This is a genomic window from Sedimentibacter sp. zth1, assembly GCF_017352195.1.
Classification (GTDB): domain Bacteria; phylum Bacillota; class Clostridia; order Tissierellales; family Sedimentibacteraceae; genus UBA1535.
The window spans coordinates 2994601-3016936 of sequence record NZ_CP071445.1 but is presented as its reverse complement, the minus strand read 5'-3'; the positions used below and the strand labels follow the sequence as shown (position 1 = coordinate 3016936).

At 28.1% G+C, this 22336-nt stretch carries 23 protein-coding genes and 1 other annotated feature; of the genes, 7 read left to right on the top strand and 16 right to left on the bottom strand.

Annotated features, from left to right (window positions below):
* Positions 1 to 33: 33 nt before the first annotated feature.
* The 7 genes from JYG23_RS14230 to proS form a co-directional block, all read right to left on the bottom strand.
* Positions 34 to 198, bottom strand: coding sequence for a hypothetical protein (locus JYG23_RS14230; RefSeq protein WP_207236339.1), 165 nt, complete (start codon positions 196 to 198; stop codon positions 34 to 36).
* A 10-nt stretch (positions 199 to 208) separates the two neighbouring features.
* A complete protein-coding gene (gene murI, locus JYG23_RS14225; RefSeq protein WP_207236338.1) occupies positions 209 to 985 on the bottom strand; it encodes a glutamate racemase in 777 nt (258 codons plus the stop codon).
* A gap of 177 nt (positions 986 to 1162) precedes the next feature.
* Positions 1163 to 2326 carry an amidohydrolase gene (locus JYG23_RS14220; protein ID WP_207236337.1) on the bottom strand — a complete coding sequence of 388 codons (1164 nt, stop codon included), beginning with the start codon at positions 2324 to 2326 and terminating at the stop codon, positions 1163 to 1165.
* Positions 2327 to 2519: 193 nt separating this feature from the next.
* A complete protein-coding gene (locus JYG23_RS14215) occupies positions 2520 to 3533 on the bottom strand; it encodes an aspartate-semialdehyde dehydrogenase (protein ID WP_207236336.1) in 1014 nt (337 codons plus the stop codon).
* A 48-nt stretch (positions 3534 to 3581) separates the two neighbouring features.
* Complete coding sequence (lgt, locus tag JYG23_RS14210; protein ID WP_207236335.1) at positions 3582 to 4364, bottom strand: prolipoprotein diacylglyceryl transferase; 783 nt, start codon at positions 4362 to 4364, stop codon at positions 3582 to 3584.
* Positions 4365 to 4459: 95 nt separating this feature from the next.
* Complete coding sequence (locus tag JYG23_RS14205) at positions 4460 to 4735, bottom strand: hypothetical protein (protein ID WP_207236334.1); 276 nt, start codon at positions 4733 to 4735, stop codon at positions 4460 to 4462.
* Between the two features lie 135 nt (positions 4736 to 4870).
* Complete coding sequence (proS, locus tag JYG23_RS14200; RefSeq protein WP_207236333.1) at positions 4871 to 6313, bottom strand: proline--tRNA ligase; 1443 nt, start codon at positions 6311 to 6313, stop codon at positions 4871 to 4873.
* A 122-nt stretch (positions 6314 to 6435) separates the two neighbouring features.
* Positions 6436 to 6639: a binding site (T-box leader), on the bottom strand.
* Between the two features lie 472 nt (positions 6640 to 7111).
* On the opposite strand from proS, the gene JYG23_RS14195 reads away from it, so the two are divergent.
* Both JYG23_RS14195 and JYG23_RS14190 read left to right on the top strand, forming a co-directional pair.
* Entirely contained in the window at positions 7112 to 7954 is an 843-nt protein-coding gene (locus JYG23_RS14195) for a YitT family protein (RefSeq protein WP_207236332.1), read from the top strand.
* A 161-nt stretch (positions 7955 to 8115) separates the two neighbouring features.
* Positions 8116 to 8964, top strand: coding sequence for a YitT family protein (locus tag JYG23_RS14190; protein WP_207236331.1), 849 nt, complete (start codon positions 8116 to 8118; stop codon positions 8962 to 8964).
* 55 nt (positions 8965 to 9019) lie between these two features.
* Here JYG23_RS14190 and pdaA read toward each other — a convergent pair whose 3' ends face one another.
* Complete coding sequence (gene pdaA, locus JYG23_RS14185; RefSeq protein ID WP_207236330.1) at positions 9020 to 9817, bottom strand: delta-lactam-biosynthetic de-N-acetylase; 798 nt, start codon at positions 9815 to 9817, stop codon at positions 9020 to 9022.
* Positions 9818 to 9932: 115 nt separating this feature from the next.
* On the opposite strand from pdaA, the gene JYG23_RS14180 reads away from it, so the two are divergent.
* Entirely contained in the window at positions 9933 to 10091 is a 159-nt protein-coding gene (locus JYG23_RS14180; protein ID WP_207236329.1) for a DUF1540 domain-containing protein, read from the top strand.
* 93 nt (positions 10092 to 10184) lie between these two features.
* Here the strand turns inward: JYG23_RS14180 and JYG23_RS14175 are convergent, their stop codons facing one another.
* The 4 genes from JYG23_RS14175 to JYG23_RS14160 all read right to left on the bottom strand — a co-directional run bounded on the left by JYG23_RS14175 (position 10185) and on the right by JYG23_RS14160 (position 13601).
* Positions 10185 to 10775, bottom strand: a complete 591-nt coding sequence (locus JYG23_RS14175; RefSeq protein ID WP_207236328.1) for a dipicolinate synthase subunit B — start codon at positions 10773 to 10775, stop codon at positions 10185 to 10187.
* Positions 10762 to 11652, bottom strand: coding sequence for a dipicolinate synthase subunit DpsA (dpsA, locus tag JYG23_RS14170; RefSeq protein WP_207236327.1), 891 nt, complete (start codon positions 11650 to 11652; stop codon positions 10762 to 10764). The genes JYG23_RS14175 and dpsA overlap by 14 nt, the downstream gene beginning before the upstream one ends.
* Positions 11653 to 11744: 92 nt before the next feature.
* Positions 11745 to 12161: a hypothetical protein gene (locus JYG23_RS14165; RefSeq protein ID WP_207236326.1), complete on the bottom strand. Its 417-nt coding sequence runs from the start codon at positions 12159 to 12161 to the stop codon at positions 11745 to 11747.
* Between the two features lie 123 nt (positions 12162 to 12284).
* A complete protein-coding gene (locus JYG23_RS14160; RefSeq protein WP_207236325.1) occupies positions 12285 to 13601 on the bottom strand; it encodes a M18 family aminopeptidase in 1317 nt (438 codons plus the stop codon).
* Between the two features lie 138 nt (positions 13602 to 13739).
* Here JYG23_RS14160 and JYG23_RS14155 point away from each other — a divergent pair, with 138 nt between their 5' ends.
* Positions 13740 to 14114 (top strand): hypothetical protein, encoded by a 375-nt coding sequence (locus JYG23_RS14155; RefSeq protein WP_207236324.1) that lies wholly within the window; start codon positions 13740 to 13742, stop codon positions 14112 to 14114.
* Positions 14115 to 14187: 73 nt separating this feature from the next.
* On the opposite strand, the gene JYG23_RS14150 is transcribed toward JYG23_RS14155, so the two are convergent.
* Positions 14188 to 15099, bottom strand: coding sequence for a DMT family transporter (locus tag JYG23_RS14150; protein ID WP_207236323.1), 912 nt, complete (start codon positions 15097 to 15099; stop codon positions 14188 to 14190).
* A 282-nt stretch (positions 15100 to 15381) separates the two neighbouring features.
* Between JYG23_RS14150 and JYG23_RS14145 the strand changes: the two genes are divergently transcribed.
* Positions 15382 to 15585 carry a cold-shock protein gene (locus JYG23_RS14145; RefSeq protein ID WP_207236322.1) on the top strand — a complete coding sequence of 68 codons (204 nt, stop codon included), beginning with the start codon at positions 15382 to 15384 and terminating at the stop codon, positions 15583 to 15585.
* A 77-nt stretch (positions 15586 to 15662) separates the two neighbouring features.
* Here JYG23_RS14145 and JYG23_RS14140 read toward each other — a convergent pair whose 3' ends face one another.
* The gene (locus tag JYG23_RS14140; protein ID WP_207236321.1) at positions 15663 to 17327 is read right to left on the bottom strand and encodes a Na/Pi cotransporter family protein; all 1665 of its coding nucleotides are present in this window, start codon (positions 17325 to 17327) and stop codon (positions 15663 to 15665) included.
* A 267-nt stretch (positions 17328 to 17594) separates the two neighbouring features.
* Here JYG23_RS14140 and JYG23_RS14135 point away from each other — a divergent pair, with 267 nt between their 5' ends.
* Together JYG23_RS14135 and recQ are read left to right on the top strand one after the other, a co-directional pair.
* Positions 17595 to 17840 carry a hypothetical protein gene (locus JYG23_RS14135; protein ID WP_207236320.1) on the top strand — a complete coding sequence of 82 codons (246 nt, stop codon included), beginning with the start codon at positions 17595 to 17597 and terminating at the stop codon, positions 17838 to 17840.
* Positions 17841 to 17946: 106 nt separating this feature from the next.
* Positions 17947 to 19794: a DNA helicase RecQ gene (gene recQ / locus JYG23_RS14130; RefSeq protein ID WP_207236319.1), complete on the top strand. Its 1848-nt coding sequence runs from the start codon at positions 17947 to 17949 to the stop codon at positions 19792 to 19794.
* 72 nt (positions 19795 to 19866) lie between these two features.
* Here recQ and JYG23_RS14125 read toward each other — a convergent pair whose 3' ends face one another.
* Positions 19867 to 21381, bottom strand: a complete 1515-nt coding sequence (locus JYG23_RS14125) for a M3 family metallopeptidase (protein ID WP_207236318.1) — start codon at positions 21379 to 21381, stop codon at positions 19867 to 19869.
* A 34-nt stretch (positions 21382 to 21415) separates the two neighbouring features.
* Positions 21416 to 22288 (bottom strand): ZIP family metal transporter, encoded by an 873-nt coding sequence (locus JYG23_RS14120; protein ID WP_207236317.1) that lies wholly within the window; start codon positions 22286 to 22288, stop codon positions 21416 to 21418.
* Between the last annotated feature and the right edge of the window lie 48 nt (positions 22289 to 22336).

The following is a 22336-nucleotide window of genomic DNA, read 5'->3' as shown; positions in this document are numbered from 1 at the left end:
CCTCATTTATATTATTAAATAAACCTACATAAACTATTGATGATAATTTATATTATTATATGGATTTTCAACAGTTTCATCTCTATTTTGCCCATATTTTTCAGGAAAATTCTTTTTAATATATGTTTTCCCAAATAAAAAAGTATTTCTAATTTTTTTAAAAAGCTTTTTTATATTATTTATAAATAAATCAATCATTAAATATGTTTTATATGCTAAATAGCTTTTTGGATAACTTTATATAATTTTCATCACTACTTGAATTAAAATATTGAATATTGCCAATATTTTTGTTATTACGTAACAAATCATTTTCTCTTAGAACATTCTTTAGATGCCTTGCAGTTCCATTGTTACCATCTATAATATTTGTTTTTTCAAAAACAATATTTTTAATTATATATTTATAAAACACAAAATGAGTACACCCCAAAACAATACTATCAATATCCTCTAAGTTTATATTCTTGAAATAATTATTAATTGTATTATTTACTAATTCAATTTCATCTAGTTTATTATGTTCTACAATTTCAACTAATTCCGGACATGGCATTTTTATTATAGTATTTTTATCACTGTGCATTTTCATTAATAATTTGAATTTTTCTTCATTTAATGTTAATTGAGTTGCCATAACTATAATATTATTATTTACTTTGTTGTATGCGGCAACCTTCAACGCTGGTTCCATACCTATAATTGGTATATCTTTATATGTTTGTCTCAATATATCTATTGTGGCGCTTGTAGCAGTATTGCATGCAACAACAATTGCTTTAACTCCAGTTTCAATCAAAAAATCACAGATTTTTAGACATCTTTCTAATATTTTATTTTTACTTTTTATTCCATAAGGTGCATTTAATGAATCACCATAATATATATATTCTTCATTTGGCATTAGCTTAACTAATTCTTTTAAAACACTTATTCCACCAAGTCCTGAATCAAAAACACCAATTTTGTTTTTTAATTTATTCATATAAGTATACCTCTATTAAAACTGTTTGAGTATAAATTATCACAATTTTCCTATTTTATCAAGATATTTTGAGTGTTGCATTATTATTATCATAAAGTTTTTATCAAATTATGCAATTTACTATTTTAGATTGTGTTATTTCAAGACAAAAATTATACTTATTTCATAAATGATAAATTAATTATTATATACTACCTTGCCTTCTATAAGTGTATATTTTGTTTTACAATCCACATCTTTTAGAGGATTACCTTCAAAAATTGCTATATCAGCATCTTTACCCACTTCTAAGCTTCCTACTCTATCTGCTATGCCTACTATCTCGGCTGGATTTATAGTTATTGCTTTCCATGCTTCTTCTTCATCTAGACCTGCTTTAACTGCAAGACCTGCACAAAGACTTAAATACTGAAGTGGAATAACAGGTGAATCTGTTATTATACCAATTTTCAAGCCATTTTCAACTAAAACTCTAGGTGTATCAAATGTCAAATTTCTTAATTCATATTTAGATTTATCGCTTAGGGTAGGTCCTACAAATGCTGGCTTATTTTCCTTTGCTAGTTCATCTGCTATCATATGACCCTCTGTACAATGGTCAAGTGTTATATCTAAATCAAATTCCTTTGCAATTCTAAGTGCTGTAAATATATCATCTGCTCTATGAGCGTGTGCTTTTAAAGGAATTTCTTTTTTAAGAACAGGTATAAGTGCTTCCATTTTCATATCAAAATCAGGTTTTTTATCAGGATCATCTTTAGAGGCTTCCAACTCTTCAAAATAGTTTCTTGCATCAAAAAGTGTTTCTCTTAAAACTGCAGCTGTAGCCATACGAGTAGATGGAGATTTATGCTGATCATCATAAACTCTTTTAGGATTTTCGCCAAATGCTATTTTCATCGCTACTGGATCTTTTATTATCATATTATCAATTCTTTTTCCATAGGTTTTTATAGCTACAAATGTTCCGCCTATAACGTTTGCACTTCCAGGTCCTGTTACTGCTGTTGTAACTCCTCCTTTTAAGGCTTCACCAAATGCAATACACATAGGATTTATAGAATCAATAGCTCTTAACTGTGGTGTTACAGGTTCAACAGCTTCGTTTCCATCATCTCCCTCAAATCCTATTCCTTCTTCAAACATTCCAATATGGCAGTGTCCATCTACAAAACCAGGTGCTACTAAAAGCCCTTTAGCATCAATAATTTCAACATCAGTTGTTGTCTTAATATCTTTTCCTATAGCTTTTATTTTTCCATTTTCTATTAAAATTTGTCCGTTTTCTATATCACCTGCTTTAGACATTGTTTTAATATATCCATTTTTTATTAATATCATTTTATTTCTCCCTTATATAATAATTTTGGCATATTAGATGATTATAAAATTTAATATACCAATTGTATGTTATTTGTCATTTATCTACTAATGTTTGTCCCAGTAGTAAATAGCTTGTCCTATGTTTTTTCAAAAAAAAGATACCTTTTCATACATTCTATTTTATACTCTAGGTACCATTTTTGCAAATATTTTATACTAATCCTTCAGTTATAAGCGCCTCAGCAATTTGAACAGCATTGGTTGCAGCACCTTTTCTAATTTGATCACCACAACACCATAATGATAAAGAATTATCTTTACTTATATCTTTTCTTATTCTTCCTACATAAACTAAATCTTGATTTGATGTTTCAAGTGGCATAGGATATTTTAATTCATTTTTATCATCAACTAATTTTATTCCTTCTGCTCTTTTCAAAAGTTTTTTTGCCATATCAACTGATATTTCTTTCTCTGTTTCTATAGTTATAGATTCCGAATGACTTCTAAATACTGGCACACGTACACATGTACAATTAACTCTAAGTTCTTCATTATGAAGTATTTTTCTACCTTCATTTTGCATTTTCATTTCTTCCTGAGTATATCCATCTTCTACAAAACTACCAATTTGAGGTATTAGATTATATGCTATTTGATATTGAAAAAAATTTGTCTTTGGAGTAATACCTTTTGACAAATCTTCTATCTGCTCTTTAAGTTCATTTATTCCACCAATACCTGCACCCGATACTGCTTGATAGGTAGAAACTATAATTCTATTAATTTTAGAAAACTCATTTAATTTATTTAATGCCACAAGTGCAATAATTGTAGAACAATTTGGATTAGATATTATTCCTTTGTGATTTTTTAAATCCTCTTCATTTATTTCTGGTATGATTAGCGGTACATCATCATCTAACCTGTATGCACTACTGTTGTCAATAACAATTGCACCTTCTTTAACAGCATATGGCATCAACATCTTGCTAAGGCCATTTCCAACTGCTCCCAAAACTATGTCAATATTTTTAAATGAATTTTCATTGGCCTCTTCTACTGTATATTGTTTATCACAAAACAAAATTTTCTTGCCCGAACTATTTTTACTTGCCAATGGTCTTAAATTACTTATTGGAAAATCTCTTTCTTCGAGTATTTTAATCATTTCTTGGCCTACCATGCCAGTTGCGCCAAGTATTGCAACATTAAATTTTTTCATAACAACTCAACTCCTATAAACTTATTCTTATATATATTAATATAAATATTATATGCGATATCTATTTTTTAGGTGTTTTATTATAAAATTTAAGCCAACTACTACAACAATGAGTATACTAATCCATTGTGAAGTTGATATACCAAACATTATACCTCTTAGTTCATCATATCTAAAATATTCTAAAATAAATCTAATTATTGAATAAGCTACAAGGTAAAAACATATCATATTGCCATTCTTTCTTTTTTTTCTCCCATATATAATTAATATAATGAATAATATCAAATTTAAAGTGGCTTCTAAAAGCTGAACTGGAAACAAAGTTATACCATGTGGTGCAACGTTTGAATTATTAAACATCATGCCTATCGGACTTGGATATGGTTTTCCATAACAACAACCAGCACAAAAGCAACCCAATCTTCCAAACGCATGTGCAAGTGGAATTGATGGAGTTATTGTATCTATTAAATTCCAGAAATTTATTTTATACCTTTTACAATATAAATAAATTGCGATTATGCTTCCAATTAAGCCACTATAAAAAACAAAACCACCTTGCATCATTGCCAAAAGATTTTGTAAATTTTCATTAAATGATTTCAAATATTGCAGTAACTCTTTAAAATTAATTGCCAAATATAAAATTTTCCCACCAATCATAAGACCTATTATTCCATATAAAATCGCATTAAAAATATCATCTTTTTGTTGGTAATTAATTTTATTACGAGATATGGCAACAATTGTTCCTATACCAATTCCAATGAAAATACAAAGTGCATATGCACTAATATTAAATCCCAATATGTTTATAAATGGACACATATTTCCTCCGTATATCAAATTATTATAAGTATTTAATTAAAAATAAAAGCAAACAACTTGTTTGCTTTTATTTTTAATTGTTTTGTTATTCGTTACTAATACGGTAGTGAAGAAGCCACCGCGCCAGCACCAACACAAGCAACGCAAGATAAAAAACTTATTGCACATATTGCTACAGCAATAATTGATAGAACTAATCCTGCAATAGCCATTCCAGAAGGTTCTTCTTTTTTAGCTTGAACACCAAGTATAATTCCTATTATACCTAAAATAACTCCTAAAAAGGATGCAGGACCAGAAAATACAAATACACACGAAATGATACCTAGTACTAAAGATGCGATAGCCTTGCCATTAGATTTATTTTCCATATTTCCTCCAAATATTTATTACTTTTTATAATTCTATCATTTTTACAAATTTTGTTATGCATATATTTAAATCTATGCATAACAAAACCGATAAATTCATAAAATCTATCGGCTTTGATTTTTGACTTTTCTATTTTAATATGCTCTTGCAATGTAAACCATATGTTTTGCTTCCTTGCCACAGAATTGACAAGTGTCTGATAAATGCTCTTGCTCAAATGGTATACATCTGATTGTTGCGCCTGTTTCTTCTTTTAATTTTTCTTCACATTCTTTACATCCACACCACATTGCTTTAGTAAATCCTGGTTTTTCAGTTACTTCTTTTTTGTAGTTTTCATAGCTATCCATGTAATAAGTGTGTGCTTCTCTATGCGCTCTTGCTTTTTCAAGCATTTCTACCTGCATAGTTTCTAACAATGATTTTATAGTATCACCTATGTCATCAAGTGATACTATCTCTTTTTCTAATTTATCTCTTCTGACAGCTATTGCTTGATTATTTTCAATATCTTTTGGTCCTATTTCCACTCTTATTGGATAACCTTTCATCTCATATTGGTTAAATTTCCAACCTGGTGAGTTTGAAGCATCATCATCTAGCTCTACTCTTATACCTAATGCTTTGATTTCATCATATAATGCATTGGCTTTTTCTAATACGCCTTCTTTTTTCTGAGCTATTGGTATTATAACAACTTGTGTTGGCGCTACTCTTGGTGGTAATACAAGACCTCTGTTATCACTATGAACCATTATAAGCCCACCTATTAGTCTTGTTGAAATACCCCATGATGTATGATATGGATATTGTTGTTTCCCATCTCTTCCAAGGTATGTTATATCAAATGCTTTTGTGAAATGCTGTCCTAAGTTATGTGATGTACCAGCTTGTAATGCCTGACCATCATGCATTAATGCTTCCATTGTGTATGTTGCATAAGCTCCTGCAAATTTTTCTTTTTCACTTTTTTTACCTACTACAACTGGCATAGCAAGCAATTCTTCTGCTACTTCTTTGTAGATATTAAGCATTTGCAATGTTTCTGTTTGTGCTTCTTCAGCTGTTTCATGAAGAGTATGACCTTCTTGCCATAAGAATTCTGATGTTCTTAAAAATGGTCTTGTTGCTTTTTCCCATCTAACAACACTACACCATTGATTGTATAGATATGGTAAATCTCTGTATGAATTTAACCATTTGCTATACATATTGCAAATTATTGTTTCTGATGTTGGTCTAACACATAATCTTTCACCTAACTCATTGTTACCACCGTGTGTCACCCAAGCAACCTCTGGGGCAAATCCTTCAACGTGCTCTTTTTCTTTATTAAGCAAACTTTCTGGTATTAATAAAGGGAAATAACAGTTTTTATGTCCTGTTTCTTTGAATCTTCTGTCTGCATATTCTTGTATTTTTTCCCACAATGCAAAACCATAAGGTCTTATAACCATAAAACCTTTAACTGGTGAATAGTCTACTAACTCATTTTTAATTATTACATCAGTATACCATCTACTAAAATCATCTTCCATTGGTGTTATTTCTTTTACAAATTGTTTGTTCTTAGCCATTTTATTAATTCCTTTCTATATATATTATTATATTTATCATAAAAATTATAAGTGTTATTTGCCTTCGACAAATGGGGTTAGAGCTTCGCTGTAAATTGGCATAAATAAACCGCCTCTAAATTTTTAGAGACGGATTTCCGCGGTACCACTCTTATTATTGCAATTTTTTAGTTTGCAATCTCTCGAACAAATAACGGTTTGTGCCGTTTGGGTTTATCCCCAAAAACTCCTAGGTAGGTTCAATATATATTTGGATAAAAGCTTTTCACCAATAGCTTTCTCTCTTTAATCCTTGTATATCTAATAGTCCTAATCATCATCCTTTATATTATGATGTAATTGTATATTAGCTAAATATTTTTGTCAATATTTTTTTAACTACACTTTCATGTCTCTATTTGTAAAAAAATTAAATTACCAAATTATGAATAATATTTTAATTTTTGTGTATAATACTTATTGTCGTTAACAACATATGGAATGTAATTAACCATTAAGTAAACTGAAAACTCCAAATAAAATTATAAATAATGAAATATAGTAAAATTACATATGTTATTAAATGATATAAAGCTTAGTCACTACTAAGCTTTATTTTTTATATACTAGGAAAATTCTACTCCTAGTATATAAAAAACAAGGATTGCAAAGGACAGGACTTCCTTGCCTTTAAGGGAGATATTCGGTAAAAATGCTTACAAAATAGGCATTTTTAACAAAATTTACTTTTTTATTTTCTTGATTTATTGTATATCTTATTGTAGTATAAGTAAAATAAAACATTTAGGAGCAAAAACAATGAACATTAAAAGAGCAATTAAAGAATATACCTTTGTGGCTATAGGAACACTACTTGTAGCCATAGGTATTTTCTATTTTATGGCACCTCAGAACTTAGCAGCTGGAGGTGTATCGGGATTTTCAATAGTCTTAACATCATATATACCTTTACCCATATCAGCGGTAACTCTTATAATTAATACTATACTACTAATAATAGGCTTTATTTTTATTGGAAAAGAATTTGGTGGTAAAACAATATTATCTGTAGTTTTATTATCTTTTTATCTTTTCTTAATGGAAACTTTTTTCCCTATCTCAAATCCTGTTACTGATGAAATTTTGTTAAATCTATTTTGCGGCATTATCATTTCGGGTGGTGGATTAACAATTGTATTTAACCAAAACGCTTCCACAGGTGGTACTGATATAATTGCAATTCTACTTAATAAATATCTTAATTTAAACATTGGAACAGGAATGCTTGCTGCAGATGCTTTTGTTGTAGGCTCCGCATTATTTACTTTTGGTATCAGCAAAGGTATTATAGGTGCATTAGGATGGTTCTTAAATGGTTTGGTTATCAACTATTTCATAGATGGTTTAACAATAAAAAAAGAAGTTGTTATTGTATCTGATAAAGCTACGGAAATTAAAAATTTTATCTTTTCAGAAATTGATAGAGGTGTTACTATTTATAAGGCACAAGGTGGTTATACAAACAAACCTAAGGACATTGTTGTTACTGTTGTCGGTAAAAAAGAATACTTCTCTTTGAAGAAAAAATTAAAAACAATAGATTCAGACGTATTTGTTTTAGTTAGAAGTGTGCATGAAGTATTAGGACATGGTTTCGAATAGTTAAATAAAAAAAAGCTAAAAATAAATTATTATATTGTTATTTTTTTAACTTTCACATAATTAAAAACGGAAATTATAAATAGCTTGATTTATTGTGCCATATAAGTTAATATTTACACGTTAACGTATACTATTGACATAATTAATAGGAGGTTTTTTTTATGTTTAATAAAAAAACAATAATAGAGTATCTTTTAACAGCTGTAGGTACATCAATTGCAGCATCAGGTATATTTTATTTTTTAGCACCTGAAAGTATAGCTATAGGTGGAGTTACTGGTTTTTCATTGGTAATGACAAGTTATTTGCCTTTACCTTTATCTACAGTAACATTCATATCGAATGTAATTTTACTTATATTAGGATTTGTATTTTGTGGTCGGGAGTTTGGAGGAAAAACTATATTTGCCGTTATAAATTTATCATTGATTATGTATATAATGGAAAATTTATTTCCAATTTATGGACCTATAACAGACGAAACATTATTGAACCTAATAATTGGAGTTATACTTTTTGCAGCTGGACTAGCTATAGTATTCAACCAAAACGCTTCTACTGGTGGGACTGATATTTTGGCAAAAATATTCAATAAATATTTTAACTTAAATTTCGGTACTGCATTATTGGTAGCGGATGCTATTGTTGTTTTCATGGCAATATTTACATTTGGTATAAAAGAAGGTATTTTAGGTATTTTAGGATGGTTTTTAAAAGGACTACTTATTAACTATTTTATAGACGGATTCACTATTAAAAAAGAAGTTGTTATTATTTCTAATAAGTCCAACGAAGTAAAAGATTTTATATTCAATAATATAAATCGTGGTGTAACCGTATATAAAGCAGAAGGTGGTTATACTCATGAATCAAAAGATATAATTGTTACTGTTCTTTCTAAAAATCAATATTTTAAATTGAAAAAGGATTTAAAAACAATAGACCCATCGGTATTTGTTCTAATTAGGAATGTACATGAAGTATTCGGGAATGGATTTGAACATTTTTAATTACATATTTTGAAGCTAAAAAAGGGGATTATCTCCCCTTTTTTTTACTCTCATATTATAGTTCATCTAAATTTTTAAATGTATATCCCATTTCTTCCCATTTTGTTAATAACTCATCTAAAATTTCTGAATTTGTTTTTGATGTACTATGTAATAGCACTATTGCCCCTGGATGCATCCTTGGAATTAATTTTTTGAATGCTTCATTCTTTGAAGGCTGATTATTATTGTACCAATCAACATATGCTAAACTCCAAAATATAGTTTTATATTCCAATTCATTGGCAAGTTTTAAATTATTTTCGCTAAATTTACCTTGAGGTGGTCTATAATATTTTAACATATCTTTTCCTGTTATTTCTTTATATTTAGTTTCTACTTCCTTAAGTTCATTTCTAAATGATTCTATCTCAGATATTTTAGACATATCTGGATGATGATATGTATGGTTACCTACAATGTGACCTTCATTGCACATTCTCAAAATAATATCTGGACTTGTTTCTAAATAATTTCCCACTACAAAAAAAGTTGCTTTTATATTATGCTTTTTTAGAATATCCAAAATATTTTCAGTAAATCCATTTTCATATCCACAATCAAATGTTAAATATATAGTCTTATCTTCAGTATCTTTCACAAAATAAGAATTAAACTTCTTTAAATAGTTGCTAGATGCATTTCCAACTGGAGTTTTTCCTTCATTTTGAAAGCTTAACCCCCAATTTGTTTCTTCACTAAATGTATAATAACAGTCTTTACCATACACACTTATAATAAATGCAAACAAAAAAGTAAAAGCAATTGTACAAGCAATGCATACTATGTTTCTTTTTTTAATTGTCAATATCATAAAATACCTCCTTTTAAATTATATTTGTTTGGATTTAACTTATGAATAAAAATATACCAGTATTATATTTCATTTACTTCACATAATACTATTATTGAAATTGAGGAGGTGCAATATGCCACAAAACAATTGCATAAAATGTACAGTTCAGCAATGCAAGTATCATGATTGTTGTAATAATTACTGTACTTTGCAATCAATACAAATAGGGACACATGAACAAAATCCTACTGCTATTGAATGTACAGATTGCCAGTCATTTCAACTTAAATAATTGATAAATAAATAATTTTTAATAAATGATTTATTTACCTATTAAATGCACAGAAAACGTTCATGAATATTATATTATCATGAACGTTTTCTATTATTTATGAGGACTAATCACTATTGGTTGTATTTGCACTCCATCAAGTGCTTTTTCCATAGTATCAATTATCATATTGGTGTGTGCTACCATTGAATTTGGCTTTCTAATATAATCATCTTGGCCGAAAGGTACAAAGTATATATTTTTTGTATTTAACAAAAGGCCTATATTTTTCAAATTGTAGCCCAAAGCATCATTTGTTGAGAGTGAGATAACCAACGGTTTGTTATTTCGTAGATGTCCTTTAGCCGCCATTAATACTGGTGTATCAGTAATACCATTAACTAGTTTAGCAGCAGTATTACCTGTGCAAGGTGCAATTATGAGTATATCCAATAAATTCTTAGGTCCTAGCGGTTCTGCTTCTTCTAATGTTAATATTGGTTTGTTTTTCGTTAGTTTATATGCTCTTTCTATAAAATCGTCTGATTTACCAAATCTGCAATCTATATTCTGAGATGAATAGGAAAATACAGTGTTTACATTACAATTTTCTTCTAATATGTTTTCTAATTCTTTAAATGTTTTTTCCAATGTACAAAAAGAACCTGTGAATGCTACACCCACATTTTTTTTATCTAACTTCATATTCACTACTTCTTTCAGATAATATATTTTCTATAACTTGTGCAATAATTTCTCCAGATGATTTTGGTGCATATTTTCCAGGTAAACCCAAGCAATTTTTAGCTTGTATTTTAAGTTCTTTTGCTGAAATGTAATCAACGCCTCCTGGAGAAGAAGCTATGTCAATAATAATCGCATGTGATGGGATGTATTTTAAATTGTCTTTCACTAATATTATAGATGGTACAGTGTTAAATATAAAATCAGATGATACCAAAGTGTCATTTAATTTGTCAAATGGTATAGAAGAATAACCATTAGCTTGAGCTAGTGATCTAGAATCAATATTTCTTGCTACAACACAAACATTTGCATCAAGAGATTTTAATTTTTTAGCTAATATTTGTGCACATCTTCCATATCCAATAACTATACAATTACTTTTATGCAAATTAATTTTACTCATGCTAATTGCTTCTGCAATACTTCCTTCAGCTGTTGCAACAGCATTAAGCATTGCAAAACCATTATTTTTTAAAAGATCATAAAAACGAATATCATAATTCAAGCAATAATCTGTAACATTTTTAGGAATCATTGCCGAAAAAATCATATGATTTTTATTCAAATTATTAATAAATTTTTCTATACTTTTATCTTCATATAAATCTAAAAAAGTAATATCTACTTTATTTCTACTAAAGGGTATAGGACATACTAATATATCACTTTTACTCATAGCTTCTTCCAATGAATCTACTACTTGTGTAATATTATTAATAAGTTCATCCGAAAAGCCATAAGTAATAACCTGATATCCCTTTCTACATAAATTCTCAATCATATAGATGTGTCTATCATCTCCACCTATAACAGTAATATTTTTACGTTTCGACATAATTACCCCCCTTCTCTTATATTACAATATGTATAAAACCGGTTATTGTTACATTACAAATAAGCATCTAATAACCTTTTTTAACGTATATATCAAAATAATTTATAATTGGGGTAAGGCTCATGAAAAAATTTGTGTCTTAAAAAATCATCAAAAAATATTGCTACAATGGACAAAAAAAACCATACTATACTATATCTTAAACAAATTTGTCCAAGCAAATTATACAATCTAGATGAATAATCCCAAACATTTAATTTTAAAATTATATTTACTATATATCCTGTAATAAATTCTAGTACAGTAATTATTACACTACCTAATATCATCTGCTTTATCAATCCAATATTTTTACCTTTTATTAAATTTAAAGAACCTACACATATAAAACATATACCTCCACATATAAACATAGAAGGATGTGAAAATCCCCTTACTGTTACTTCTATTAAATAATATACTGTTCCTCCAACTAAAAACAAGAATAAATACTTTAAAATTTTTTGCATATTGTCACCTTAAGTTCATAATAAAAATATTATATGAGTTATTTGGTATAGTATACATAAATCGTTGCATAAATAAAAAAAGCTACTACAAAACCATAAGATTTTGTAGTAGCTTTAACTTTATTAACTTATTTCTAATACTCCGTTTCCTGTTTCTTCTATGTGAGAATTAAAAAATTCTTTAACAACTTTATACATATAGTAAGTATCTTTCATACCAGCAGTTTCATATGATGAATGCATAGCTAATTGTGCTAATCCTATGTCTACCATTTTTATGCTTACGTGTGTTGTAGCAATATTACCAAGTGTACTTCCACCAGGCATATCTGAACGATTTGTATAAGCTTGGAATGGAATATCTGCATTTTTGCAATATGTTTTAAATAAAGCAGCACTTACTGCATCAGATGTATATTTTTGATTTGCATTATATTTTATTACAACACCTTCATTCATATATACACGATTTGTTGGATCACTTTTTTCAGGGTGATTAGGATGTACAGCATGTGCGTTGTCTGAAGATAGCATAAATGATGATGCAAGTGCTTTATAATAATCTTCCTTAGTTTTATTTAATCCTTCATTAACTCTACTTAAAACATCCACTAAAAATGTTGATAAAGCCCCTTGTTTTGTGCCACTTCCAACTTCTTCATTGTCAAAACAACAGTATACATTAATAGATTTTTTACTATGCCCTTCAACAAATGCTTTTAATGAAGTAAATGCACATTGCAAATCATCTAGTTTTGGAGATGAAATAAATTCTTCTTTACTTCCCCAAATTGATGGCTGCATACGATTATATAAAAACAAATCACTACTAACTATGTCTTCTTTTTTGACATTAATAGTTTCTGAAACAACATCTAAGAAATTACCTTTTCCATTATCACTTGTTCCGTATAAAGGTAGCATATCTATCTGTTCATTGTATTTCATGCCTGAATTAGCATCTCTATTCATATGAATTGCAACATTAGGTATTAACACTAAATCTCTGTCTACATCAACAAATTTAGTTACTAACTTATTATTTTCTTTTATAACTACTCTACCAGCAACTGATAAAGGTCTATCAAACCATGTAGAGCAAAGCATTCCACCATATTTTTCTGTGTTCAACTGAATATACTTGCTTGATACCTCAATTTCAAAATTATCTTTAATTTTAAATGTTGGTGAATCACTGTGTGATGCAACCATATTAAAGCTATAATTATCTAGGTTTTCTCCAATATCAAATGCTATAATTGATGAAGCATTTCTTGTTACATAATATTTTTTACCTTTTATTAAATTCCATGACTTGCTCTCTAAAAGTTCAATAAATCCATTTTTATTTAACTCTTCTTTAATTTCTTCTATTGCATGAAAGCAGCTATGACTTTTTTCAATAAAATTAAGTAATTCTTTTGATATTTTTTTATACATAATAAACCTCCACAGTTATCTTACAAACTATTATAACAATATAAATATATATTTACAATATATATAACATTATTTATATTCACAACATGTTTTAAAAATCATATTATAACAATAATCAAGTAAAAGGGGGAAATTAATATGACAAATAAAGAATTATTTGTTCAATATCTAAAGACAAACAATATTGTACCAATAGACTTTACTGAGGATGATTTACCAAATTTTGATGAATATTTGGAAATGATACAGCCTTCTGAATTTTATCCTGATACTCCATATATGGATGATACACCGTATATGAATGATACTCCATACATGAATGATGATGTTTCTCAAAAATATTATCGCAATAGACCTTGGAAAGGATGGAATAGATATAACAGACGAAGAAAAAAACCTTGGTATGGTCCTGGATACAAACCTTGGTACGGACCTGGGTATGACCCTTATTGTTATGGTAGAGATTGCAACAACTTTAATCCTTTACTTTGGTGGTGGTTATTTTTTAATTAATAATTAGTATTACTAAAAAAGCTGTCAGCATTTTTTGCTAATAGCTTTTTATTGAATTTAAATAATTTCTCAATTATATATTTTTGATAATTTTTTTTCGTTCTGGAATCTGTGTAATTATTATTGCAATGAAAACTAATATACATCCACACATCTCTTTTGGAGATAAGCTTTGATGTAAAAATATCCATCCTGCAATTACAGCAAATACTGATTCAAGGCTTAGTATTAAAGATGCAATAACAGGTTCTGTATTTTTCTGTGCTATAATTTGCATTGTATATGCAACACCACAAGATAAAACACCAGCATACAGTATAGGTAACCAAGCACTAAGTATATTACTTATTGTTGGATTTTCAAATATAAACATACAAATCAAAGAAATAATTCCACAAACAAAAAACTGAATACATGACAATTTAACTCCATCTACTTGTGGAGAGAAATAATCAATTACTAAAATATGTACTGAAAAGAAAACTGCACATACTAGCGTTAGTAAATCACCTTTGTTGATAGAAAAGCCTTCATTTATACAAAGTAAATAAAATCCACACATAGCAATTACAACACTTATAAAAACTTTAAAAGGAATCTTCTTTTTTATAAATATGCCTAATATAGGTACAATAACTATGTACAATGCTGTTATAAATCCACTTTTCCCAGCAGTAGTACACATTATTCCAAATTGCTGAAATGTACTTCCTAAAAATAATGCTAATCCACAAAACACACCACCAATTATTAGTTTTTTATTGGATTTTAATTCTTCATTTTCTTTATCAACTTTATTCATATATATTTTTTCAAAAAAATATATGAATGGAATTAAAACTAATCCACCTATTATATTTCTAACTGCATTAAATGTAAATGGACCTATATAATCCATACCTTTACTTTGTGCTACAAATGATGAACCCCAAATAATTGCTGTTAACACCAACATTATAGTACTAATTGATTTCTTTTTATTCATAAATTCTCCTTGTAAATAAACGATGTTAAAAATGTATACCAGCTTATTATATAACATTTAGAATAGTTTTTAAAGCAAACTTTTTACTAAAATTTTATTTTTTTTTTACATATTCTCTTGACAAATAAGAAATTTAATGGTATTATCTAATTGTATTTTATAGTGCGAGTTTTGATTTCACATATTTTTGTAAGTCATGATTTAGTTTATGATTTACACAAATATGTGAATTTTTTTTTCTTGAAATAAAATATAATAAAATTAATATAGGAGGTATCTTTGATGAATAAAGGTACAGTTAAATGGTTTAACGCAGAAAAAGGTTTTGGATTTATAACTAATGATAATGGTGGAGAAGATGTATTCGTACACTTCACTGGAATAGCTAAAGAAGGTTTCAAAACTTTAACAGATGGAGAAAGAGTAACTTTCGAAATCACTGAAGGAAACAGAGGACCACAAGCAATAAACGTTGTTGCTGAATAATTTTTAAAAAATAAAAGCTATCTTAATTGATAGCTTTATTTTTTTATTTATTTATATTATATTTTTCCATAATTATTTTATTCAACTTCATTTTCACTTTGAACATACTCTGCAATATTTACAGCATGGTCAGAAACTCTTTCAAGATTACTTAATAAATCTAAAAATATTACACCAGCCTCTGTTTGACATTCTCTTCTAGATAATCTAATTATATGTTCTTCTCTTATTTCTTCTTCTAATCCATCAACAACATCTTCATATGCAATAACATCTTTAACTAGCTTAGCTTCATAACATTTTCTTGACTTTATCGCTCCATTTAGAGCGTTCAACACCATTTGGTCCATCATTTCTAATTCTTTAATTCCCTTATCACTAAATTTAACAGAGTTTCTTTCTATATCTTGTGATAATTCCGCTACATTCTCAGCATGGTCTCCAATACGTTCTAAATCATTAACTGTATATAGTAAATTTTTAACCTTCCTACGCTGTTTATCATTGAGCGATGTATCACTTATTTTAACCAAATAATCAATCAATGAAGTTTCATATTTATTAATTACTTGCTCATTTTTTAGGACTTCTTTTATAATCATATCATTATGATTTATTGTTGAATCAACCGACATTTTAATATTATTATATACTAAATTTGCCATATTAAGTACTTCTTTTAATGTTGTTTCAATAGCCAATGATGGTGTGGTTAAAATTCTATCATCAAGTTGTAATTCCAAAAGTTCTTCTTCACTATCAATGTCTTTTCCTTTAATCAATTTGCCTGAAATTTCAACTAATAACTTAGCCAATGGGAACATAATAATTGTATTTGTTATATTGAATATTGTATGAAAAATTGATATTTGTACACTATTAATACTTCCATATGCAAGAACTTTATTTAATTTAAATATAATAAACATAATGATACCAAATACAATAACACCTAAACAATTGAATAACAAATTTATAACAGCTGCTCTTTTAGCATTTTTAGAAGCTCCTATACAAGATATTAGACCCGTATAGCAAGAACCAATATTCGAACCTAAACATATATAAATTGCTGAACTCGCGGTTACTACACCATTCATAGCCAAAGTTTGTAACACTCCAACTGATGCAGATGAGCTTTGCATTAATCCGGTAATTATTGCTCCAGCTAAGATTCCTAATATTGGATTTTTACCAAGCATTGTAAAAATTTGTGCAAATATAGGTGCATTTGTATATGGTTTTACTGAAGAACTCATCCATTCAAGACCAGCAAATAAAAGACCTAATGCTATTAACACTTCACCTCTGTTTTGTTTTTTGTGCTCACGAGAAAACATAACTATCATCGCACCAATACCAATTAAAATTGGCGCAATAAAACTAGGTTTAAAAAACGCAAAAACTTCTCCAAGTTGCCCTGCTGATACTATCCAAGCTGTAATGGTTGTCCCAATATTAGCTCCCATTATTACACCTACTGCTTGTACCAACGACATTAATCCCGCATTTACAAATCCTACTATCATAACTGTTGTGGCACCAGAGCTTTGAATAATAGCTGTAATCATAGCACCAACTAAAACTGCTTTAAGTCTATTATCTGTCAATACAGAAAGAAGATGTTTCATTTTATTACCAGCAGTTTTTTGTAAGCCATCTGACATCATTTTCATGCCATATAAAAACATACCCAAGCCACCAAAAAATTTAAATAGCATTGAAATATCATTAATTGTCATAATTACTCCCCTATTTTATTTTTTCACTAAAAACAATCACACGCATTTACTTTACCATTGAATTATTTCAATGTCAATCAGTAAAGTTAAAAAATTAAAAACTAACTTATTTTTGAATTTTAATAATTTTATACTTTTAAAGTAAAATAAACTTTTTGTGGTAATAATATTTTTTATGACTAAAAATTGCATTACTAACTTTATTATTATTACAAATACTATAACTATGATAGATAACTATCTATTAAGATTTGAAAGGAGAAATAAATGCAAAATTATAGTTCAAATCAGTTAACTAATAATACTAATTTATCAATGAAAGATGTAGTCAAAAAGGCATCTCAATTAAAACAAAACCAATATCAACAAAATTATGAAAACGTAAAACAATACGTTCAAAGTACACCACAAAATCAATATTCTGGCTCAATTGTAGAAAATGCAAAGAAGTTGAAAGAACAAAGTGCAAAAAGTTATATTCAACAAATGAATAGCAAAATAGGCATGCAATAAACTAATTAAAATAAAAGCAAGATATGAATATATATCTTGCTTTTATTTTTGTAGGATAAGACATAATATGATATAATAATTCTAATAAAATAGTTAAGAGGAAAATATGAATATTAATGATGCAAAAAAAGCTTTAAAAACCTATTTTGGATATAGTAATTTTAGAGAAGGTCAAGAGCAAATTATAAATTCAATATTATGTCAAAGAGATTCTTTGGGTATAATGCCAACAGGAGCAGGAAAATCCGTCTGTTTTCAAATCCCTGCTATGTTATTTAGTGGTATAACTATTGTAATATCTCCACTTATATCTTTGATGAAAGATCAAGTAAATGGACTTAATGAACTAGGTATAAATGCCGCTTATCTTAACAGTTCCTTGACAAATAGCCAATATTTATCCACTATAGAAAACATTAAAAATTATAAATATAAAATAATATATGTAGCACCAGAAAGATTATTAACTGATAATTTTATTAACTGTTGTTTAGAACTTAATATTTCAATGATTACAATTGATGAAGCTCATTGTATATCACAGTGGGGTCAAGATTTCAGACCTAGTTATACAAAAATTATTGATTTTATTAACAATTTGAAAATAAAACCTATAATTTCTGCTTTTACTGCAACTGCTACTCAAAAAGTAAAAGAAGATATAACTTCAATATTAAATTTAAAAAATCCATTTGTTTTAGTTACTGGTTTTGATAGAAAAAACTTATTTTTTGAAGTTCAAAAACCCAAGGACAAATATAGTTATTTATTGAATTTTTTGAAGAAAACAAATGATGAAAATGGTATTGTTTATTGCTCTACTAGAGAAACCGTTGAAAAAGTTTGTGAATATTTAAAAGTACATAAATATAAAGCAACAAGATATCATGCTGGGTTAGCAGATAAAGAAAGAAAACAAAATCAAGACGATTTTCTATATGATAAATCTAAAATCATGGTTGCAACCAATGCTTTTGGTATGGGTATAGATAAGTCAAATGTATCCTTTGTTGTACATTTTAATATGCCAAAAGATATTGAAAGCTACTATCAAGAAGCTGGTAGAGCCGGTAGAGATGGCAGTGAGGCTCATTGTATAATTCTTTACAGTGGTCAAGATTTAGTAATCAACTCTTTTATGATTGAGCATTCTAAAGATAGAATTTATGAGGATAATGAAATCGAAAAAAGATTAAAATCAAAAGACCGTGAACGTTTAAAAATAATGAATATGTACTGTCAAACAAAAGAATGTCTTAGAAAATTTATACTTAATTATTTTGGTGAACAAGCAAATGATAATTGTCAAAAATGCATAAATTGCATAACAAAATATGAGAATGTTGATATTACTCTGGCAGCACAAAAGATAATTTCCTGCATCCTAAGAGTCAAAGAGAATTACGGAACTAAAATGATAATCAATATATTGAGGGGAAGTAAGAACAAAAGGATTTTAACTTTAGGTTTTGACAAACTTTCTACCTATGGAATAATGAATGAATCAGAAATTTATATTAGAGACATAATTAATTATTTAATTATAAATAATTATTTAAGAGTTACTAATGACGAGTACCCTCTTATAAAGTTAGAAAATAAAGCAAGGAAATTTATAAAAGATAAAGAATTACTTACAATGAAAATTTGTGCAGAAAAAGACATCGAAGAAATTGGAAAAACAAAATCATCTAGTAAAAGCAAAGATGTTTTAGATATAGAGATTGACGATAATCTATTAATTAAGCTTAAAGCATTGAGACTAGAAATAGCTTCTGAACATGGCGTACCTGCATTTGTAGTCTTTGCTGATAGTGCTCTTAAGGATATGTGTAATAAGAAGCCTGTTAATGAAACACAATTTCTAGAAGTTTCAGGTGTTGGACAAGTAAAGCTCGAAAGATATGGTAAATTGTTTTTAGATGTAATAAAATCATATTTAAATAAAGAATAACTATTAAGCACCAAAATTTAAGTATAAAAACTTAAACTTTGATGCTTTTTTATTTAACATGGTGGATTAATCTTACAGCATATATTTTAATGAAAAATCTTCTCCACTTATTCTTTTAAATAATTCTGGGTACTTATATAATCCTGAAGGTTCAATTACTGATTTAATTAAGAATTGTGCAAATTCAACTGGTTTTTCCATAATATTTTCACAGTTATATTTCTTAATAAATGTTTTTCTAAGCATTTCACAAGTAACATCTCCCATAAAATAGTTATGTAAATATATAGGGTGTGTTGTATGGTGAATTCTTACGCCCCAAGGATATTCAGTTCCTTCAAAATCATCATCCATATACTCTTTTAAAGTGCTTATAGCTAGATTATTAATATCTTGTAACGAATTTAATTCATTTCTATATATATTTTGGTCAAACATTATATTAGTTATTGCGCCTAATGCATTTATTTTAGTAAATTCTTTAAATTCTTTAAGTTCTTCTTTTATTTCTTTTGGATTATCGAAGAATTGTTTAATAAATACTTCATCGCTCAAAAAACTTCCAAATAGATTTGCTATTCCTTCTGTTATAATTCCGCTTATACCTCTATTTAATATATCTTCATTAGGGTCTTGTATGAAAGAATGAACAGCATGTCCTGTTTCGTGTAGCAAAACGCCGTACTCATTATATTGATTTTTAACATTTGCAAGAATTCTTGAATCTTTTCTTGTCGCTATTGGAAAGTTATAACCCCATTCAGATTTATTCGCTCTAGGAAATAAATCGTATGTAATATTATATGTTGATAAATCAATACCAAAGTTCAAGAAAAAATTTCTTAGTGTATTGAAATAATCTGACATATCAACCCTTTTACTTAATGATGGCGCCATTTTTGATACTAAATAAGCTTCATCCCAAGGCATTATTTTATCATAGTTCAAGTATTTTTTTGCAACACGTTCTCTTGTTGATTTTATCTTTGGAAGCATTGTATGTAGCTCATCTTTCCAAGTTGAAAATATTTGTGCATTTAATTCATCATCACTTAACTTCATCTCTACAAAATCATTAAAGCCTCTTAGTTTCGCATATTGTTTACGTAATTTTATCAACTCTAAAAATCCTGCATCTACGAGAGGTTTGTTAATTTGACACTTTGAGAAGTATGCTTTTTTCCTTTTTTCTCTATCTTCTTCATTTCTCAATATTTGTGCTATTTCAACAGATGATACCTCTACTCCATCAATCTTGCTTCTAAAAGTATTTAACACTGAAGACAATTTTGTAGTTAAATTTGATATTTGAATTGATAAATCATTTACCTCTTTTGATAAATGATAAGGTTCATATCCCTTATATAGTATTTCAGCTTCTCTTTTACTCTTAGGATCTAAGTCACTTCTCAAATATGTTTTTTTAACATATTCAAAGTCACTAGTATTACAATATTTATCTACTATTTGCTTATAAGTTTGCTCAACACCCATATCAAAACCAGTAGTATACTGAACCCAAGTCAATCTAGAATATTGCTCTTCAAGACTAGATAATTCTAAAGAAATCTTTTTTAATTTTTCCATATTATCCTCCAATAATTGTAATTTGTATTTATTTTTATATATATATTATAATTAATCCAAGCAACATACCAATAACTATAAAAAAAGTTGGTAGCTTAGATTTGTACATCAATATTGCTTGTGGTAATATTTCACCAAATACTACATAAATCATGGCACCACTAGCAAAACTTAAACTAAGTGACAGTCCTATTGGTCCGATATCTCCGATTACATAACCTAGAATTGCACCAATAACTGTTGGAGCACCACTCATTGCAGTTACAAAAATTGCTTTTGGCTTAGACATTCCACCACTAATCAATGGTACTGCAATTGACATACCTTCAGGAATATTATGAAATCCAATTAAGAATGCCATAATTATGCCAGAGCTTAATCTTGTATTTATATTTACTCCGCTAGAAACATCACTAATAAACGAAGCACCTATAGTCATTCCTTCTGGCAAATTATGCAAAGCAATTGCTGAAGCCATTACAATTCCTGCCACAAATAACTTGGTTTTTGAATCTTTATTATTTATATGTTTTTGTAAATGGTCACTATGAATTAATTCGTCAAGTTCATCCGCTGTCTTTGGATGGTTTTTATCGATATGTGCTAATTCAATGTTTGATTTTTTATCTATCAGATAATTTAATACATATATTAATAATACACCAAATATAATTCCGCCTACTACAATAAAAACATTTGTTTGCGAAGATGAATTTTCTGGATATAATGCACCTAAAATCAATTCAAAACATACTATGCTCAACATTATTCCAGCAGCAAAGCTTAACAATAAACTTACTCTTTTATTTGAATCCTTTTTAAATAGTGCTCCTATTATACCACCTAATCCAGTTCCTCCAACACCTGCAATGGCAGTAACAATTATGACAAATACTAAAGTACTCATAAATTACTCTCCTATATTATTAATTTAATTTCCTTTAATATTTTATCA

Coding starts and splice junctions, on each gene's coding strand:
- JYG23_RS14120 (WP_207236317.1), bottom strand. CDS start 22,288: ATGAGTACTTTAGTATTTGTCATAATTGTTACTGCCATTGCAGGTGTT.
- JYG23_RS14150 (WP_207236323.1), bottom strand. CDS start 15,099: ATGAATAAAAAGAAATCAATTAGTACTATAATGTTGGTGTTAACAGCA.
- proS (WP_207236333.1), bottom strand. CDS start 6,313: ATGGCTAAGAACAAACAATTTGTAAAAGAAATAACACCAATGGAAGAT.
- recQ (WP_207236319.1), top strand. CDS start 17,947: ATGAATATTAATGATGCAAAAAAAGCTTTAAAAACCTATTTTGGATAT.
- dpsA (WP_207236327.1), bottom strand. CDS start 11,652: ATGTCGAAACGTAAAAATATTACTGTTATAGGTGGAGATGATAGACAC.
- JYG23_RS14220 (WP_207236337.1), bottom strand. CDS start 2,326: ATGATATTAATAAAAAATGGATATATTAAAACAATGTCTAAAGCAGGT.
- JYG23_RS14140 (WP_207236321.1), bottom strand. CDS start 17,327: ATGACAATTAATGATATTTCAATGCTATTTAAATTTTTTGGTGGCTTG.
- pdaA (WP_207236330.1), bottom strand. CDS start 9,817: ATGATATTGACAATTAAAAAAAGAAACATAGTATGCATTGCTTGTACA.
- JYG23_RS14180 (WP_207236329.1), top strand. CDS start 9,933: ATGCCACAAAACAATTGCATAAAATGTACAGTTCAGCAATGCAAGTAT.
- JYG23_RS14160 (WP_207236325.1), bottom strand. CDS start 13,601: ATGTATAAAAAAATATCAAAAGAATTACTTAATTTTATTGAAAAAAGT.
- JYG23_RS14165 (WP_207236326.1), bottom strand. CDS start 12,161: ATGCAAAAAATTTTAAAGTATTTATTCTTGTTTTTAGTTGGAGGAACA.
- JYG23_RS14215 (WP_207236336.1), bottom strand. CDS start 3,533: ATGAAAAAATTTAATGTTGCAATACTTGGCGCAACTGGCATGGTAGGC.
- JYG23_RS14135 (WP_207236320.1), top strand. CDS start 17,595: ATGCAAAATTATAGTTCAAATCAGTTAACTAATAATACTAATTTATCA.
- JYG23_RS14190 (WP_207236331.1), top strand. CDS start 8,116: ATGTTTAATAAAAAAACAATAATAGAGTATCTTTTAACAGCTGTAGGT.
- JYG23_RS14145 (WP_207236322.1), top strand. CDS start 15,382: ATGAATAAAGGTACAGTTAAATGGTTTAACGCAGAAAAAGGTTTTGGA.
- murI (WP_207236338.1), bottom strand. CDS start 985: ATGAATAAATTAAAAAACAAAATTGGTGTTTTTGATTCAGGACTTGGT.
- JYG23_RS14175 (WP_207236328.1), bottom strand. CDS start 10,775: ATGAAGTTAGATAAAAAAAATGTGGGTGTAGCATTCACAGGTTCTTTT.
- lgt (WP_207236335.1), bottom strand. CDS start 4,364: ATGTGTCCATTTATAAACATATTGGGATTTAATATTAGTGCATATGCA.
- JYG23_RS14195 (WP_207236332.1), top strand. CDS start 7,112: ATGAACATTAAAAGAGCAATTAAAGAATATACCTTTGTGGCTATAGGA.
- JYG23_RS14205 (WP_207236334.1), bottom strand. CDS start 4,735: ATGGAAAATAAATCTAATGGCAAGGCTATCGCATCTTTAGTACTAGGT.
- JYG23_RS14155 (WP_207236324.1), top strand. CDS start 13,740: ATGACAAATAAAGAATTATTTGTTCAATATCTAAAGACAAACAATATT.
- JYG23_RS14125 (WP_207236318.1), bottom strand. CDS start 21,381: ATGGAAAAATTAAAAAAGATTTCTTTAGAATTATCTAGTCTTGAAGAG.
- JYG23_RS14230 (WP_207236339.1), bottom strand. CDS start 198: ATGATTGATTTATTTATAAATAATATAAAAAAGCTTTTTAAAAAAATT.